Genomic DNA, 15,252 nt, shown 5'->3' with positions numbered 1-15,252 from the left:
TATATGAGCAACGCCGCGCCGCCGCGCAAGAACCCCGACCAGCCGTGGCGGACCGAAGGTACTCCGGACGACTCGCCCCGACGGCGCGACGGCCGGCGGATGCCCGGCAAGTGGTGGGGCCTGGTCGTCACCGCGGTCGTGGTCTTCTTCCTCGCCTACATAGGCCTGAACTACCTCGGCGCCGGCAACGAGCCGACCATCTCCTACACGGAGTTCAGCAAGCAGGTCTCCGACGGCAACGTCAAGAAGATCTACTCCAAGGGCGACGCCATCCAGGGCCAGCTCAAGTCCTCGGAGAAGAACCCCGACGGCGGCGGCACGTACACCAAGTTCCGCACCCAGCGCCCCGCGTTCGCCGACGACGACCTGTGGAAGAACCTCAGCAGCCACGACGTCACGGTGACCGCCCGCCCGGTCGTGCAGCAGCGCAGCGTCCTGTCCAACCTGCTGATCTCGCTGGTGCCGATCGTGCTGCTGGTGGGCGTGTGGGTGTTCTTCGTGCGCCGGTTCGGCGGCGGCATGGGCGGCGCGGGCGGGATGCTCGGCCGCAAGGCGCCGCCGAAACCCGTCGAGCTGCGGCCGGGCACCCAGCGCACGACGTTCGCGGACGTCGCCGGCATCGACGAGGTCAAGGGCGAGCTGGACGACGTCGTCGACTTCCTCGAACACCCCGACGCCTACCGCAGGATGGGCGCGAAGATGCCCCGCGGCGTGCTGCTCGCCGGCCCGCCCGGCACGGGCAAGACGCTGCTCGCGCGCGCGGTCGCGGGCGAGGCGGGCGTGCCGTTCTTCTCCGCCTCCGCCTCCGAGTTCATCGAGATGATCGTCGGCGTCGGCGCCTCCCGGGTGCGTGAACTGTTCGCGGAGGCCCGCAAGGTGGCGCCGTCGATCATCTTCATCGACGAGATCGACACCATCGGCCGGCAGCGCAGCGGCGGCGCCTCGGTCAGCGGCCACGACGAGCGCGAGCAGACGCTGAACCAGATCCTCACCGAGATGGACGGCTTCTCCGGATCGGAGGGTGTCGTCGTCATCGCCGCGACCAACCGCGCCGACATCCTCGACGCCGCGCTGACCCGGCCGGGCCGTTTCGACCGCGTCGTCACCGTCTCCCCGCCCGACCGCGGCGGCCGCGAGGCGATCCTGCGCATCCACACCCGCGAGATCCCGCTCGCCGACGACGTGGACCTGGCCCAGCTCGCCCGCACCACGCCGGGCATGACGGGCGCGGATCTCGCCAACCTCGCCAACGAGGCGGCGCTGCTGGCCGTGCGCCGCAAGCAGGACAAGGTCACCCAGCCGAATCTCTCCGAGGCGCTGGAGAAGGTCCAACTCGGCGCCGAACGCAGCTTGATCATGCCGGAGGAGGACCGCAGGCGCACCGCGTACCACGAGAGCGGCCACGCCCTCCTGGGCATGCTCCAGCCCGGTGCCGACCCGGTCCGCAAGGTCACCATCGTGCCCCGCGGCCGTGCCCTCGGCGTCACCATGTCGACGCCCGAGGTCGAGCGGTACGCGCTCTCCGAGGGCTATCTGCGCGGCCGCATCATCGGCGCCCTCGGCGGCATGGCCGCGGAGCAGGTGGTCTACGGCGTCGTCACCACCGGTGCGGAGAACGACCTCGAACAGGTCACGAACATCGCCCGCGGGATGGTCGCCCGCTGGGGCATGAGCGAGCGCGTCGGCCGGCTGTCCGCGCTGCCGGGCGACGCCCAGCAGGCGTACGGTCTCGCCGCCGCCCCGCAGACCCTCGACGTGATCGACGCGGAGATGCGCCGCATCGTCGACGGCTGCTACGAGGAGGCGTGCCGCAAGCTGGAGGAGCACCGCGGCCGGCTGGACGCGCTCGCCGAGGCCCTCCTGGAGCACGAGACGCTGGAGGAGGCCGACGCGTACCGCATCGCGGGCATCACCCGCCTGGCGAAGGACCCGAAGGCCTGACCCGGACGCGCACCGGCGGGGGAGCCCGGCGCGGACGCGCCCGCCACGGCACCGGGCGGTCACCGCAAGGGCAACCGGGCGATCACCGTCACGGCGCCCGCGCGGTCGCCGCTACGGCACCCGGGCGATCAGGTAGCGGAACACGTTCGGCATCCACACCGTGCCGTCCCGTCGGACGTACGGGTGCAGCGCCTCCGCCAGTTCCTTGTCGACCTGCGCCTGGTCGGTCGCGGCGACGGCCGCGTCGAACAGGCCGGTCGACAGCAGCCCGCGGACCGCGCTGTCGGCGTCGGCGTACCCGAACGGGCAGGCCACCCGGCCCGAGCCGTCCGGCCTGAGCCCCGCCCGGTGGGCCACCTCCTCCAGGTCGTCGCGCAGGGAGGGCCGCCAACTGCCCGTGCTGCGCAGCGGATCGGCCAGCCGGGTGGCCACCCGCAGCACCGTCGAGGTGGCGCACCGCTCCGGCGGGCCCCAGCCGGCCAGTACCACCGGCGCGCCGCGCGCGGCCAGCGGGGTCGCCTCGGCGAGGAGTTCACCGAGCCCTTCCGAGTCGCCCGCGAGGCAGCCGATCGGTTCGAAGGCGGTCACCAGGTTGTACGCGGGCGTCTCCGCGCCGGCCGCGTCCCGGGGCGACCCTTCGACGACGCGGGAGCCGGCCCGCGTCCGCGTGCCCCAGGAATCCGGTGCCAGGCGCGTCCGGGCGAGGGCGAGCCGTTCGGGGGAGTGGTCGACTCCGGTGACCGTGGCGCCTCTCGACGCGGCCATCAGCAGGGCGAGCCCCGAGCCGCAGCCGAGGCCCAGCAGGCGCGTGCCGCGGCCCACTTCAAGCCGTTCGTGGACGGTGTCGTAGAGCGGGACGAGCATCCGCTCCTGGATCTCTGACCAGTCACGCGCGCGTGCACTCAGGTCCACCCGGAGCCCTGGGCCCGGGTGGGGCAGGTCGTGCCGCACGAGCGTAGGTGTCATGGATAAGCGCCCCAATCCGCCGAGAGTTCGCTGCCGTGCTCGTTTCCGTGGCCCCCGTGACGTGCGCTCGCACTCCCCCGTGCTTCCCCCGTATGCCAGGTAACTCCCCCTTCGGGCGGTCGTCCAGTGCTCTGTGGCCCCCGCTTGTGGGATGACTGTGCGAGTGGCGAGATTTCACATGACGGCAACCTGGGACCGTACGATCACGCCATGGCGAAGGCACCGGTTCTCACCCCACGGGCGGACGACTTCCCCCGCTGGTACCAGGATCTGATCACCAAGGCGGAGCTGGCCGACAACGGTCCGGTGCGCGGCTCCATGGTCATCAGGCCGTACGGCTACGGGCTGTGGGAGCGGATGCAGGCGGAGATGGACGCCCGGATCAAGGAGACGGGCACCGAGAACGCGTACTTCCCGCTGCTGATCCCGCAGTCGTACCTCACCAGGGAGGCCGACCACGTCGAGGGGTTCGCGCCGGAGCTCGCCGTCGTCACGCACGGCGGCGGCAAGGAGCTGGAGGAGCCCGCGGTCGTCCGCCCCACCTCCGAGATGATCGTCAACGACTACTTCGCGAAGTGGGTGCAGAGCTACCGGGATCTGCCGCTGCTGATCAACCAGTGGGCGAACGTGGTGCGCTGGGAGCTGCGCCCCCGGCTGTTCCTGCGCACCTCGGAGTTCCTGTGGCAGGAGGGGCACACCGCGCACGCGACCGCCGCGGAGGCCCGCGACTTCGCCGCGCACATCCACCGGCGGGTCTACGAGGACTTCATGGTGAACGTCCTCGCCATGGACGTGGTCCCCGGCCGCAAGACCGCCAAGGAGCGGTTCGCGGGCGCCGTCAACACCCTCACCCTGGAGGGGATGATGGGCGACGGCAAGGCGCTGCAGATGGCGACCAGCCATGAGCTGGGGCAGAACTTCGCGCGCGCCTTCAACACCTCCTACCTCTCCAGGGAGGGCCGGCAGGAACTGGTCTGGCAGACCTCCTGGGGCTCGACCACCCGCATGATCGGCGCGCTGGTGATGATGCACGGCGACGACGACGGCCTGCGTGTCCCGCCGCGGCTCGCGCAGATCCAGGCCGTGGTGCTCGCCGTGAAGGACGACGAGAGGGTTCTGGCCAAGGTCCGCGAGATCGGCGCGCGGCTGCGCGAGGCCGGTGTCCGGGTCCGGGTCGACGACCGGGTGGACGTCCCGTTCGGGCGCCGCGCCGTCGACTGGGAGCTCAAGGGCGTGCCGGTCCGTGTCGAGGTCGGGCCGCGCGACCTGGAGAACGGCACGGCGACCTTGGTCCGGCGGATCGCCGGGGGCAAGGCGCCGGTGGCGCTCGACGCGGTGGCCGCCGTCGTCCCGGCCGTTCTGGAGGAGGACCAGGCGCTGCTCCTGGCGCAGTCCCGGGAGCGCAGGCTCGCGCGTACGGCGGAGGTGGCGACGGTCGCCGAGGCCGTCGAGGCGGCCACGACGGGGGCCGGCTGGGCGCGCATCCCCTGGGAGGTCCTGGGCGCGGAGGGGGAGGCGGCGCTGGCCGAGCACGCGGTGACCGTACGCTGTCTGGTCGCCGCGGACGGGTCGGTGCCGGACGACGAGGACGCCCCGGGTAACGTCGCGGTCGTCGCGCGCGCTTATTGAGACAGAGTGTTCGGCGCGAGCGCGGCCGAAACGTCTCTTGCGTGACGGAGCGCCTCATGTCCCACGGCGCGCGGCCCGGCCTACGCGCCCGGCGCCGGGGGCGTGAGACGGGGGAGCGTACGTCGGCTACGCACCACCTTGGTACGAGCTGTGAGGCTTCTCCGCAGATCAGCGCACCCGTGCTCGTCAGGACGCATCAGCGGCAACTGACGGGTACGTGCAAATTATTTGGGATGCCCCGGAATCGGAACACTGGGGCACTCAGGCTCGTTGTCATTACGTGAGCACGACACAGACACCACCTGTACTCGCCGCAGAGCTGGCGCAGGCGTGGGCCGACATCCAGCGGTACCACCCCGAGCTGCCTGACCTTGCCGCGCCAGAGTCCCTGATCGGGGAGTCGTCGTCCGCCTGCGGTCACGAGCTCTCCTTCGAGCGACTGCTCCATGAGGCAGTCCATGGCATCGCCGCGTCCCGTGGCGTACGCGACACCTCCCGCGCCGGCCGGTACCACAACCGCCGGTTCCTCGCGATCGCCGAGGAACTCGGTCTGGACCACCCCGACGAGCCCCACCCCAGCAGCGGTTTCTCGCTGGTCACCCTGAACCCGGAGGCCAAGCGGCGCTACCGGCCGACCATCGAGCGGCTCCAGCGCGCACTGAAGGCCCACACGGCCGCCACCTCCGCGGACACCTCGCGCACGTTCCGCGGACCGGCCGCCCGCCACGGCTCGTCCGGTGGCGGCGTGCGGGTCAAGGCGGTCTGCGACTGCGGGCGCAATGTGCGGGTGGTGCCGTCGGTCCTCGCGCAGGCGCCGATCGTGTGCGGGGGGTGCGGGAAGCCGTTCCGCATCCCCGACGTCGTGGGCGCGGCCTGACCTGACGCCATCGCCGGCATCTCGTGGGTGCCGGGCGGGAGCGGGCCGGGGGAGGCACCCGGGTGCCGGGTGCCTCACAGGCGTGCCCTCGGATGGATCCTCGGGAGGGCCCTCGGACGGGCCCTCGGGCGTGCCTCGGACGGGTCCTCGGAGGGGCCGGGGGCCCGCAGGTTCGGGCGGTCCGCCGGGTATGGCACAATGGTCAGCTGTACTCGACAGCCGCACAGGAACCCTCTCTCCTCCGGCTGACGCGTCCATCGGGCCACTCGGGTACCGCAACCCCACGCGGGCTCTCGCGGTGACCCACCCTCGTCAAACCAGGAGAATCCACTCCCGTGGCAGTCAAGATCAAGCTGAAGCGTCTGGGCAAGATCCGTTCGCCTCACTACCGCATCGTCGTCGCCGACTCCCGTACCCGCCGTGACGGCCGGGCCATCGAGGAGATCGGTCTGTACCACCCGGTGCAGAACCCCTCGCGCATCGAGGTCGACGCCGAGCGCGCCGCTTACTGGCTCGGCGTCGGCGCCCAGCCGACCGAGCCCGTGCTCGCCATCCTGAAGAAGACCGGCGACTGGCAGAAGTTCAAGGGCGAGCCCGCCCCTGCGCCGCTGCTCCAGCCGGCGGAGAAGGCCGCCCGCCCGTCGTTCGACGCCCTCGGTGGCGACGACGAGGGCAAGGGTGAGGCCATCACCCAGAAGAAGAAGGCTGAGAAGAAGGACGAGGCCGCGGCCGAGTCCGAGTCGACCGAGGCCTGAGCCACATGCTCGAAGAGGCGCTTGAGCACCTCGTGAAGGGCATCGTCGACAACCCCGACGATGTGCAGGTCGCCTCGCGCAACCTGCGCCGCGGGAGCGTGCTCGAGGTCCGGGTCCACCCGGACGACCTCGGCAAGGTGATCGGCCGCAACGGCCGCACCGCGCGCGCTCTGCGCACCGTCGTGGGCGCCATCGGCGGCCGCGGAGTCCGCGTCGACCTCGTCGACGTGGACCACGTCCGCTGACGCTTCACCGCACACCGGCCGGGGCCGGGGAGGGCCATTTCGGCCTTCCCCGGCCCTTGTCGTCGTAGTCCTCGTACGACAGGAGAATTGGACTCGTGCAGCTGGTAGTCGCACGGATCGGCCGTGCCCATGGGATCAAGGGCGAGGTCACCGTCGAGGTCCGCACCGACGAGCCGGAACTCAGGCTCGGGCCGGGCGCCGTACTCGCCACCGATCCCGCCGCCGCGGGACCGCTCACCATCGCGACCGGCCGCGTCCACAGCGGCCGCCTCCTCCTGCGGTTCGAGGGTGTCGCCGACCGCACCGGCGCCGAGGCGCTGCGCAACATCCTGCTCATCGCCGACGTCGACCCCGAGGAAATGCCCGAGGGCGAGGACGAGTACTACGACCATCAGCTCATGGACCTCGACGTGGTGACCGCGGACGGCGAGGAGGTCGGCCGGATCACCGAGATCTCCCACCTGCCCTCGCAGGACCTGTTCATCGTCGAGCGCCCCGACGGCAGCGAGGTGCTGATCCCGTTCGTCGAGGAGATCGTCGCCGAGATCGACCTGGAGCAGCAGCGGGCCGTCATCACGCCCCCGCCCGGCCTGATCGACGACCGGGCGGAGGTCGCCTCCAGCCGGGACGCGGAGGCCGAGGAGAGCGCGGAGACCGCGGAGACCGCGGAGGACGAGGACGAGGGCGAGGGCGAGGCGTGATGCGGCTCGACGTCGTCACGATCTTCCCCGAGTACCTCGAACCGCTGAACGTCTCCCTCGTCGGCAAGGCCCGCGCCCGCGGACAGCTCGGCGTGCACGTCCACGACCTGCGCGAGTGGACGTACGACCGGCACAACACCGTCGACGACACGCCCTACGGCGGCGGCCCCGGCATGGTCATGAAGACCGGCCCCTGGGGCGACGCCCTGGACACCGTGCTGGCCGACGGCTACGAGTCCGGCGCGCACGCGCCGACCCTCGTCGTGCCCACTCCCAGCGGGCGCCCCTTCACCCAGGAACTCGCCGTCGAGCTGTCCGAGCGCCCCTGGCTGATCTTCACCCCCGCCCGCTACGAGGGCATCGACCGCCGCGTCATGGACGAGTACGCCACCCGCGTCGACGTCCTGGAGGTCTCCATCGGCGACTACGTCCTCGCCGGCGGCGAGGCGGCCGTACTCGTCATCACCGAGGCCGTCGCCCGGCTGCTGCCCGGCGTCCTCGGCAACGCCGAGTCCCACCGCGACGACTCCTTCGCCCCCGGCGCCATGGCCGGCCTGCTGGAGGGCCCCGTCTACACCAAGCCCCCCGAGTGGCGCGGCCGGGACATCCCCGACGTCCTGCTCAGCGGCCACCACGGCAGGATCGCCCGCTGGCGCCGCGACGAGGCGCTGAAGCGGACCGCCGCGCACCGCCCCGACCTCATCGAACGCTGCGACCCCCGGGCCTTCGACAAGAAGGACCGCGAGACGCTGTTCATCCTCGGCTGGGCCCCGGATCCCGCGGGCGAGCCCTACGGCCGATTTTGGCGCAGGCCGGACGCCGTGGAACAATAGACCGCTGTTGTGCGCCGTCCGGCGTGCGCCCCTGCCGCAGGGGGACACGACGCCCGTCCCGACCCGCACACAGCTCCATCGACTCACCACCGAGAACCGTTGATGACCTGTGGCATCAGCGAAGAAAGCAGAAGAAATGGCTCACCTGCTCGACACCGTCGACTCCGCGTCGCTGCGCAGCGACATCCCGGCCTTCCGCCCGGGTGACACCGTCAACGTCCACGTGCGCGTCATCGAGGGCAACCGCTCCCGTGTGCAGCAGTTCAAGGGCGTGGTGATCCGCCGCCAGGGTTCCGGCGTCCGCGAGACCTTCACGGTCCGCAAGGTGTCCTTCTCCGTGGGCGTGGAGCGCACCTTCCCGGTGCACACCCCGATCGTCGAGAAGATCGAGCTCGTCACCCGCGGTGACGTCCGTCGCGCCAAGCTGTACTACCTCCGTGAGCTCCGCGGCAAGGCCGCGAAGATCAAGGAGAAGCGCGACAACTGAGCTCGCTGCGGAGTTCTCATCGGGGCCGGATAACATCTGGCCCCGATGGACACCGAAGCACAGCACACGGAGCGCGACCGCTCCTCCCGCCCTTCCGTCTCCGGGGACTCCCCGGACACGCCCAGGGGGGAGGAACGGTCGCGTTTCGCGTTGACGGCCCGGACCGTCGAGGCCCGGCTCGCCGCCTGGGTACCGGGCGGCCGCATCACCCTCACCCTCCTCGTCTGCCTGGTGTTTTTGCTGCTCCTCAACACTTTCGTGGTGCAACCGTTCCAGATTCCGAGCGGATCCATGGAACAGGGATTGAGGATCGGGGACCGCGTTCTCGTAGATAAGTTGGCGTACCGTTTCGGTGCCCAGCCGCGCCGCGGGGACGTCGTCGTGTTCGACGGCGACGAGTACTTCGGGCACGGTGACTACATCAAGCGCGTTGTCGGTGTGGGCGGCGATCACGTCGTCTGCTGCGACAAGAAGGGGAGGATCGAGGTGAACGGCCGGCCGGTCGACGAGACGGCGTTCCTGTATCCCGGGGACAGCCCGTCCACGGTGCCTTTCGACGTCGTCGTGCCCGACGGCACCCTCTTCCTCCTGGGCGACCACCGCGCCGACTCCGCCGACTCCCGGGACCACCTGGGCTCCGCGGGCGGCGGGATGGTCCCGGTCGGACGCGTGATCGGACGCGCCGACTGGATCGCCTGGCCCGCCGGTCACTGGACCCGCATCCGGCGCCCCGCGGCCTACGACCGCGTACCCGCCGCGGACGGTGCCCGTGGGTAGCCGCGGCAGAGACCGCCGTACGGCCGCTCCGGCGAGCCCCTTCGGCACCGAGAACCTGCTGCCCACCGGCGCCCGCCGGGCCTCGGGCACGGGCTCCGGTCCCGCGGGACCGAGCGGCCGCTCCCGCGCGGAGCGGCGCAAGCTCCAGCGCAAGGTCAAGCGCAAACGCAGGCGCGGCGCGGTCCGCGAGATACCGCTGCTGGTCGGCGTCGCCGTGCTGATAGCGCTCGTCCTCAAGACCTTCCTCGTGCAGGCGTTCGTGATCCCGTCCGGCTCCATGGAGCAGACGATCCGGATCGGCGACCGCGTCCTGGTCGACAAGTTCACGCCGTGGTTCGGCTCCGAGCCCAAGCGCGGCGACGTCGTGGTCTTCCACGACCCCGGCGGCTGGCTGGCCGACGAGCAGACCACCAAGAAGAACGACCCGGTCGGGGTCAAGCAGGTCAAGGAAGGGCTCCAGTTCATCGGCCTGCTGCCGTCCGACAACGAGAAGGACCTGATCAAGCGGGTCATCGGCGTCGGCGGCGACCACGTCAAGTGCTGCGACACCCAGGGCCGGGTCACCGTCAACGGCGTACCGCTGACCGAGGGCGACTACCTGTACCCGGGCAACGCGCCCTCCCAGCAGGCGTTCGACATCACCGTCCCCCAGGGGCGGCTGTGGGTGATGGGGGATCACCGCGCCAACTCCGCGGACTCCCGTTTCCACCAGGACACGTCCTACGGCGGCACGGTGGCGCTCAGCTCCGTCGTGGGCCGCGCCATGGTCATCGGATGGCCGCTCGGCCACTGGACCAGCCTCAAGGAACCTAAAACCTTCGCAAGCGTCTCCGACTCGGTGTCGGGGGCGACCGCCTCTCCCCGCGTGTCGCATAGTGTTGCTTCCAGCGTTCCGAACGGAACGGTCCAACTCCCGACCCCTGCGGAACTCCCGCTCGTTATGGGAGTGGTGGGCCTGCACCGCGTGTGGGGCAGGCGGCGGCACGGAGTAAGGAGTTGGCGTGGGGGATGTGGCGGTTGGCGCACGGTCCGGACACGACGGCGAGGAGCACCACGGGCGCCCCGTGGACGAGGCCGACCCCGCCGCGGGTGGCGCCGTGTCCTCCGGGAGTGACGCGCAGGAGATCGAGGACGGGCCCGTGACGGACGAACGAAACCGCGCCGGGGGCGGCTCCGGATCGGGCGGTGCGGCCGCACAGCCGAAGAAGCCGCGGTCGTTCTGGAAGGAACTGCCGATCCTCATCGGCATCGCGCTGGTCCTCGCACTGCTGATCAAGACGTTCCTGGTGCAGGCGTTCTCGATCCCGTCGGACTCGATGCAGAACACCCTCCAGCAGGGCGACCGCGTCCTGGTCGACAAGCTCACCCCGTGGTTCGGCTCCAAGCCGGAGCGCGGCGAGGTCGTCGTCTTCCACGACCCGGACGACTGGCTGGCCGGCGAGCCCACGGCCACGCCCAACGCGCTGCAGAAGGTGCTCAGCTGGATCGGCCTGATGCCGTCCGCCGAGGAGAAGGACCTCATCAAGCGCGTGATCGGCGTCGGCGGCGACACCGTGTCCTGCAAGGGCACCGGCCCGCTGATGGTCAACGGCAAGGCGCTCAACGAGACGGACTACGTCTACGCGGGCAACACCCCGTGCAGCCAGGACGACCAGGGCGGCCAGTTCACCGTGAAGGTCCCCAAGGGCTACATCTGGGTCATGGGCGACCACCGGCAGAACTCCCGCGACTCCCGGTACAACCAGAACGACAAGAACCACGGCATGGTCCCGGTCGACAAGGTCGTCGGACGCGCCATCGTCAAGGCGTGGCCGATCAACCGATGGGGCACCCTGCCGATCCCGGACGCCTTCGACACCCCCGGCATCGACAAGCAGTCCGCCGCCTCGGCCGCCCTGACCGTCGCTCCGGAGGGCATCGCGCTCGTCGGCGTCGTACCGCTCGCGCTGTGGCGCCGGCGGCGGAGCATCGTCGTCCGCACCGGGGCCGAGGAGCCCGCCAAGATCTCGTAAAGCCGTGTGGGGCTTGTGAGCAGGCTCCCTCGGGAGGGGCTGCCCCTGCCCGGTACCGCCGGGTAGGGTGCGGACCCATGGGTGGTCAGAGCACGACGCGTACGGCCCCGCGCAGCAGCAGCGGCGGCACGGGCAACGGCCCGGCGGGCAGCAGGACCGGAGACCGCGTCTCCGGTCTGGTGATCGCGCTGGGCCTGATCCTTTTCCTCGGCGGATTCGTCTGGGGAGCGGTCGTCTACCGGCCGTACACCGTGCCGACCAGTTCCATGTCCCCGACGATCGGCGTCGGCGACCGGGTGCTGGGGCAGCGCGTCGACGGCAGCGAGGTGCGCCGCGGCGACGTGGTGGTCTTCAACGACACCAGCTGGGTGAAGGGCTCCGCCGTGGTCAAGCGGGTCGTCGCGGTCGGCGGCGACACCGTCTCCTGCTGCACCAACGGCAAGCTCACCGTCAACGGCAAGCAGATCGACGAGCCCTACCTGCCCAAGGGCAGCCTGGCCGAGATCACCGACTTCGGCACCGTCACCGTGCCCAAGGGCCGCCTCTTCCTCCTCGGCGACGAGCGCCAGGGCTCCCTGGACTCCACCGCCCACCTCACGGACGCCGCCTCGGGCACCGTGGCGCGCAGCGCCGTGGTCGCACGGGTCGACGCGGTGATCTGGCCCATGAAGGGCCTGCTCCAGCGCCCCACCGGTTTCGAGGAACTCGGCCCGCTCTCCACGCCCGGCCCGCTGCGCACGATCGAGGGCATGATCGTCATCGGCGCGGCCCTGGTCCTGGGCGGTGCCGCCTACGGCCCTGTCGCCAAACTCTTCGGCCGCTCCCGCGGCCGCACCGCAACGGAGCCCGCGAGTGCCCGCTGAGGCGGCCTGCACGGGCGACGGAGGTGCCGGCGAGGCCGGTACCGGTGAGGGCGCTGTCGTGAAGGGGGCGGGCGGCGGCGTCGAGGACGGTGTCGTGGAGCGCGAGGACGGCATCGGCGAGGGCGGCGGGCTGCGCAAGGTGGCCCGGGTCGTGCTGCTCGACCCCGACGACCGCATCCTGCTGCTGCACGGCCACCAGCCGGACGACCCGTCCGACGACTGGTGGTTCACGCCCGGCGGAGGCCTCGAGGGAGACGAGACCCGAGAACAGGCCGCGATCCGGGAACTCGCCGAGGAGACCGGCATCACCCAGGTCGAACTCGGCCCGGTGCTGTGGCGGCGCAGGTGCTCCTTCCCGTTCGCCGGCCGCCGCTGGGACCAGGACGAGTGGTACTACCTGGGCCGTACGACCCAGACCGCGACGGCCCCCACGGCCCTGACCGAGCTGGAGCGGCGCAGTGTCGCCGGAGCACGCTGGTGGACGTGCCGGGAACTCACCCAGGCACATGAGACGGTGTATCCGACCAGACTCGCCGGGCTGCTGCGCAGGCTGCTCGACGAAGGTCCCCCCGCCGCTCCCCTGACCCTTGACGCGGAAATCGTCTGAGGGCCCCTGGGACTGGCGCACAATGGTGGGATCGCACGGCTGAAGGGGAACATGCCATGAGCGCCGAGGACCTCGAGAAGTACGAGACCGAGATGGAGCTGAAGCTCTACCGGGAGTACCGCGATGTCGTCGGACTGTTCAAATACGTGATCGAGACCGAGCGGCGCTTCTACCTCACCAACGACTACGAGATGCAGGTGCACTCCGTCCAGGGTGAGGTGTTCTTCGAGGTGTCGATGGCCGACGCGTGGGTGTGGGACATGTACCGGCCGGCCCGCTTCGTGAAGCAGGTCCGCGTCCTGACATTCAAGGACGTGAACATCGAGGAGCTCAACAAGAGCGACCTGGAGCTTCCGGGCGGGTGAGCCACCCCGAACGGGTGGCGGAGTTTTCCACAGTCGCCGGGTGATCCACCAAGATCCACTCGGCTCCGTGGAATGCGTGACCGTGGGCGCCGGAGGTGGTGCCGACATGAACGCACGACACGCGACCGGCAAATACGGCGAGGACCTGGCCGCCCGACGGCTGGCGGAGGCCGGACTCACGATCCTGGAGCGCAACTGGCGCTGCGGACGCGAGGGCGAGATCGACATCGTGGCCCGCGAGGGCGACGTACTGGTCGTCTGCGAGGTCAAGACCCGCCGGGCCGGCGGCTACGAACATCCCATGGCGGCCGTGACGCCACGCAAGGCACGCCGGCTCCTCGGACTCGCCGCCCGCTTCACCCACGCCCACGGCGGCGCACCACCGGGCGGTGTGCGCATCGACCTGGTCGGCGTCCTGCTCCGCGACCGCGGCGCGCCCCTGGTCGAACACGTCCGGGGGGTGGCCTGAGATGGCGTTCGCACGTACCTGCGCGGTCGCCCTGGTGGGCGTCGAGGGAGTCGTCGTCGAGGTCCAGGCCGACCTCGAACCCGGCGTCGCCGCCTTCACCCTGGTGGGGCTGCCCGACAAGAGCCTGACGGAGAGCCGCGACCGTGTCCGGGCCGCCGTGGTCAACTCCGGCGCCGAATGGCCCCAGCGCAAACTCACCGTCGGGCTGAGCCCGGCCTCGGTGCCCAAGGCCGGCAGCGGATTCGACCTGGCCGTCGCCTGCGCCGTCCTCGGCGCCGCCGAACGCATCGACCCGCGGGTCCTCGCCGACATCGTCATGATCGGCGAACTCGGCCTCGACGGCCGCGTCCGCCCGGTCCGGGGCATCCTGCCCGCCGTGCTCGCCGCCGCGGACGCCGGCTACGAACAGGTCGTCGTCCCCGAGTGCGCCGCCGCCGAGGCCGCGCTCGTCCCCGGCGTGTCCGTGCTCGGCGTCCGCAGCCTGCGCCAGCTGATCGCCGTCCTCGCCGACGAACCCGTACCCGAGGAGGACCCCGACGAGCAGGGGCGCCCCGACCCCCTCCTCGCGGGCCTGCGCCTGCCCGGCACCGGAGCCGCCGCCGGCATCCACACCCTCGGCGACACCGCGCACGAACCGGGCCACGACCTCGCCGACGTCGTCGGCCAGAACTCCGCCCGCACCGCCGTGGAAGTGGCCGCCGCCGGCCACCACCACCTCTTCCTGGAAGGACCGCCCGGCGCGGGCAAGACCATGCTCGCCGAACGGCTGCCCGCCGTGCTGCCCCCGCTCGGCCGGCAGGAGTCCCTGGAGGTCACGGCCGTCCACTCGGTCGCCGGACTGCTGCCACCCGGCAAACCTCTCATCGACGTCGCCCCCTACTGCGCCCCGCACCACTCGGCCACCATGCAGTCGCTCGTCGGCGGCGGCCAGGGGATCGCCCGCCCCGGCGCGGTCTCCCTCGCCCACCGCGGAATTCTCTTTCTGGACGAAGCGCCCGAATTCCACAGCCGCACCCTCGACGCCCTGCGCCAGCCCCTGGAGGCCGGGCACGTGGTCATCGCCCGCAGCGCCGGCGTGGTGCGCTTCCCCGCCCGCTTCCTCATGGTGCTCGCCGCCAACCCCTGCCCCTGCGGACGCTTCTCGCAGCGCGACACCCTGTGCGAGTGCCCGCCCTCGTCGATCCGCCGCTACCAGGCCCGGCTCTCCGGACCCCTGCTCGACCGGGTCGACCTGCGGGTCGAGGTCGACCCCGTCACCCGCGCCGAACTCACCCGCCCCGGGGCACGCGGCGAATCCTCCGCCACCGTCGCCGACCGCGTCCGGGCCGCCCGCGAACGTGCAGCCGTCCGCCTCACCGGCACCCCCTGGCGCACCAACGGCGAGGTCCCCGGCCGCGAGCTGCGCGGCCGCTGGCACGCGGCCCCCGGCGCCATGGACGAGGCCGAGCGAGGCCTCGAACGCGGCGTCCTCACCGCCCGCGGCCTCGACCGCGTCCTCCGGGTCGCGTGGACCGTCGCCGACCTCGCGGGCCACGACCGCCCCGACGCCGGCGACGTGGCCCTGGCACTGCAACTGCGCACCGGCATCCCGCGCGGGGTGCCGCTGGCGATCGGCGCGGCGAGGTGAACGCCGCCACCGACCGGGACCGGCCCGCCGCTCCGACGCCGCCCAACGGGGGGCGGGCCTTGGCCCCGGACCCGGCCATGGCCCCGGACCCGGACCTG

17 protein-coding genes are annotated in these 15,252 nt (G+C 71.6%); 16 read left to right on the top strand and 1 reads right to left on the bottom strand.

The window, feature by feature from the left end; all coding sequences use genetic code 11:
• Window positions 1-3 precede the first annotated feature (3 nt).
• Window positions 4-1,941, top strand: coding sequence for an ATP-dependent zinc metalloprotease FtsH (ftsH, locus tag WN71_RS20830; RefSeq protein ID WP_046590203.1), 1,938 nt, complete (start codon window positions 4-6; stop codon window positions 1,939-1,941).
• 111 nt (window positions 1,942-2,052) lie between these two features.
• Here the strand turns inward: ftsH and WN71_RS20825 are convergent, their stop codons facing one another.
• On the bottom strand, window positions 2,053-2,907 hold the full coding sequence (locus WN71_RS20825) for a methyltransferase domain-containing protein (protein ID WP_079177995.1): 855 nt from the start codon (window positions 2,905-2,907) through the stop codon (window positions 2,053-2,055).
• Window positions 2,908-3,117: 210 nt separating this feature from the next.
• On the opposite strand from WN71_RS20825, the gene proS reads away from it, so the two are divergent.
• The 15 genes from proS (at window position 3,118) to WN71_RS20750 (ending at window position 15,154) form a co-directional block, all read left to right on the top strand.
• Window positions 3,118-4,536, top strand: coding sequence for a proline--tRNA ligase (gene proS / locus WN71_RS20820; RefSeq protein ID WP_046590197.1), 1,419 nt, complete (start codon window positions 3,118-3,120; stop codon window positions 4,534-4,536).
• Between the two features lie 280 nt (window positions 4,537-4,816).
• A complete protein-coding gene (locus WN71_RS20815; RefSeq protein ID WP_046590195.1) occupies window positions 4,817-5,413 on the top strand; it encodes a hypothetical protein in 597 nt (198 codons plus the stop codon).
• Window positions 5,414-5,748: 335 nt separating this feature from the next.
• Complete coding sequence (gene rpsP / locus WN71_RS20810) at window positions 5,749-6,168, top strand: 30S ribosomal protein S16 (protein ID WP_046590192.1); 420 nt, start codon at window positions 5,749-5,751, stop codon at window positions 6,166-6,168.
• A 5-nt stretch (window positions 6,169-6,173) separates the two neighbouring features.
• Complete coding sequence (locus WN71_RS20805) at window positions 6,174-6,413, top strand: RNA-binding protein (RefSeq protein ID WP_039656474.1); 240 nt, start codon at window positions 6,174-6,176, stop codon at window positions 6,411-6,413.
• A 95-nt stretch (window positions 6,414-6,508) separates the two neighbouring features.
• Window positions 6,509-7,114 (top strand): ribosome maturation factor RimM, encoded by a 606-nt coding sequence (rimM, locus tag WN71_RS20800; protein ID WP_046590189.1) that lies wholly within the window; start codon window positions 6,509-6,511, stop codon window positions 7,112-7,114.
• Complete coding sequence (gene trmD / locus WN71_RS20795) at window positions 7,114-7,947, top strand: tRNA (guanosine(37)-N1)-methyltransferase TrmD (protein WP_046590187.1); 834 nt, start codon at window positions 7,114-7,116, stop codon at window positions 7,945-7,947. The genes rimM and trmD overlap by 1 nt, the downstream gene beginning before the upstream one ends.
• 136 nt (window positions 7,948-8,083) lie before the next feature.
• The gene (gene rplS / locus WN71_RS20790) at window positions 8,084-8,434 is read left to right on the top strand and encodes a 50S ribosomal protein L19 (RefSeq protein WP_046590185.1); all 351 of its coding nucleotides are present in this window, start codon (window positions 8,084-8,086) and stop codon (window positions 8,432-8,434) included.
• Window positions 8,435-8,479: 45 nt separating this feature from the next.
• Window positions 8,480-9,211: a signal peptidase I gene (gene lepB, locus WN71_RS20785; protein WP_046590182.1), complete on the top strand. Its 732-nt coding sequence runs from the start codon at window positions 8,480-8,482 to the stop codon at window positions 9,209-9,211.
• The gene (gene lepB, locus WN71_RS20780; RefSeq protein WP_046590180.1) at window positions 9,204-10,325 is read left to right on the top strand and encodes a signal peptidase I; all 1,122 of its coding nucleotides are present in this window, start codon (window positions 9,204-9,206) and stop codon (window positions 10,323-10,325) included. The genes lepB (WN71_RS20785) and lepB (WN71_RS20780) overlap by 8 nt, the downstream gene beginning before the upstream one ends.
• Window positions 10,213-11,223 carry a signal peptidase I gene (gene lepB / locus WN71_RS20775; RefSeq protein WP_079177993.1) on the top strand — a complete coding sequence of 337 codons (1,011 nt, stop codon included), beginning with the start codon at window positions 10,213-10,215 and terminating at the stop codon, window positions 11,221-11,223. The genes lepB (WN71_RS20780) and lepB (WN71_RS20775) overlap by 113 nt, the downstream gene beginning before the upstream one ends.
• A gap of 77 nt (window positions 11,224-11,300) precedes the next feature.
• A complete protein-coding gene (lepB, locus tag WN71_RS20770; RefSeq protein ID WP_046590176.1) occupies window positions 11,301-12,086 on the top strand; it encodes a signal peptidase I in 786 nt (261 codons plus the stop codon).
• Between the two features lie 94 nt (window positions 12,087-12,180).
• Complete coding sequence (locus tag WN71_RS20765) at window positions 12,181-12,693, top strand: NUDIX hydrolase (RefSeq protein ID WP_046590304.1); 513 nt, start codon at window positions 12,181-12,183, stop codon at window positions 12,691-12,693.
• A gap of 56 nt (window positions 12,694-12,749) precedes the next feature.
• Window positions 12,750-13,058 carry a DUF2469 domain-containing protein gene (locus WN71_RS20760; protein WP_003965949.1) on the top strand — a complete coding sequence of 103 codons (309 nt, stop codon included), beginning with the start codon at window positions 12,750-12,752 and terminating at the stop codon, window positions 13,056-13,058.
• A 106-nt stretch (window positions 13,059-13,164) separates the two neighbouring features.
• Complete coding sequence (locus tag WN71_RS20755) at window positions 13,165-13,527, top strand: YraN family protein (RefSeq protein ID WP_046590170.1); 363 nt, start codon at window positions 13,165-13,167, stop codon at window positions 13,525-13,527.
• A gap of 1 nt (window position 13,528) precedes the next feature.
• Window positions 13,529-15,154: a YifB family Mg chelatase-like AAA ATPase gene (locus WN71_RS20750; RefSeq protein WP_046590168.1), complete on the top strand. Its 1,626-nt coding sequence runs from the start codon at window positions 13,529-13,531 to the stop codon at window positions 15,152-15,154.
• The last annotated feature ends 98 nt before the right edge of the window (window positions 15,155-15,252 follow it).

The organism is Streptomyces mangrovisoli, assembly GCF_000974985.2.
Lineage (GTDB): Bacteria > Actinomycetota > Actinomycetes > Streptomycetales > Streptomycetaceae > Streptomyces > Streptomyces mangrovisoli.
The sequence above is the reverse complement of the archived record's forward strand: the minus strand, read 5'-3'. Positions and strand labels throughout refer to the sequence as shown.

What these genes read in the sequence shown, in the direction of transcription:
- ftsH (WP_046590203.1), top strand. Translation starts at nt 4, where the DNA reads ATGAGCAACGCCGCGCCGCCGCGCAAGAACCCCGACCAGCCGTGGCGG.
- WN71_RS20825 (WP_079177995.1), bottom strand. Translation starts at nt 2,907, where the DNA reads ATGACACCTACGCTCGTGCGGCACGACCTGCCCCACCCGGGCCCAGGG.
- proS (WP_046590197.1), top strand. Translation starts at nt 3,118, where the DNA reads ATGGCGAAGGCACCGGTTCTCACCCCACGGGCGGACGACTTCCCCCGC.
- WN71_RS20805 (WP_039656474.1), top strand. Translation starts at nt 6,174, where the DNA reads ATGCTCGAAGAGGCGCTTGAGCACCTCGTGAAGGGCATCGTCGACAAC.
- trmD (WP_046590187.1), top strand. Translation starts at nt 7,114, where the DNA reads ATGCGGCTCGACGTCGTCACGATCTTCCCCGAGTACCTCGAACCGCTG.
- rplS (WP_046590185.1), top strand. Translation starts at nt 8,084, where the DNA reads ATGGCTCACCTGCTCGACACCGTCGACTCCGCGTCGCTGCGCAGCGAC.
- lepB (WP_046590182.1), top strand. Translation starts at nt 8,480, where the DNA reads ATGGACACCGAAGCACAGCACACGGAGCGCGACCGCTCCTCCCGCCCT.
- lepB (WP_046590176.1), top strand. Translation starts at nt 11,301, where the DNA reads ATGGGTGGTCAGAGCACGACGCGTACGGCCCCGCGCAGCAGCAGCGGC.
- WN71_RS20760 (WP_003965949.1), top strand. Translation starts at nt 12,750, where the DNA reads ATGAGCGCCGAGGACCTCGAGAAGTACGAGACCGAGATGGAGCTGAAG.
- WN71_RS20755 (WP_046590170.1), top strand. Translation starts at nt 13,165, where the DNA reads ATGAACGCACGACACGCGACCGGCAAATACGGCGAGGACCTGGCCGCC.
- WN71_RS20750 (WP_046590168.1), top strand. Translation starts at nt 13,529, where the DNA reads ATGGCGTTCGCACGTACCTGCGCGGTCGCCCTGGTGGGCGTCGAGGGA.